The organism is Staphylococcus sp. GDX8P80P, assembly GCF_017893095.1.
GTDB classification, from domain to species: domain Bacteria; phylum Bacillota; class Bacilli; order Staphylococcales; family Staphylococcaceae; genus Staphylococcus; species Staphylococcus borealis.
Window position 1 is genome coordinate 1 of record NZ_JAESMI010000214.1, and the last position, 422, is coordinate 422.

Annotated in this window: 1 pseudogene; it reads left to right on the plus strand. The window is 29.1% G+C overall.

The window, feature by feature from the left end:
- Positions 1-311 precede the first annotated feature (311 nt).
- Positions 312-422 (plus strand): annotated as a pseudogene (locus tag KA858_RS13050) (arsenate reductase (thioredoxin)); the annotation flags it as partial.

Here is a 422-nt window from a genome sequence, read left to right on the forward strand (position 1 = left end):
TGATGTTTGTAATTACTTATGATGTTATCATATATAAGTAATTATGTATCAATTTAATTTATGTCTTAATCCTTTTTATATCATTTTCGTGTGAATTACTGTAAAATAATTTGCTACATATACGGACTTTATCAATTTAGAGGATGTTAGATAATAATCATTTGATTTTTCTAAAGGAGATATTTATTATTTTAAAATTAAAGTAAATAAACATTAATCCTGAACACCGTGAGACGTGTTCAAGATATTATTATGGCAAAGCAATAAAGCGCAGTCCGCCGCACCAGAGATCATCATATCACCTAACGTCAAAAAAAGATTACTGGGGCTATGATGAGCCATCAAGAAAAGAATGGTCAGAATTCTAACGTGTTAGAGATGAAATTGGAAAAAGAATACAAGAATTCAAAGAAACGCTCGTT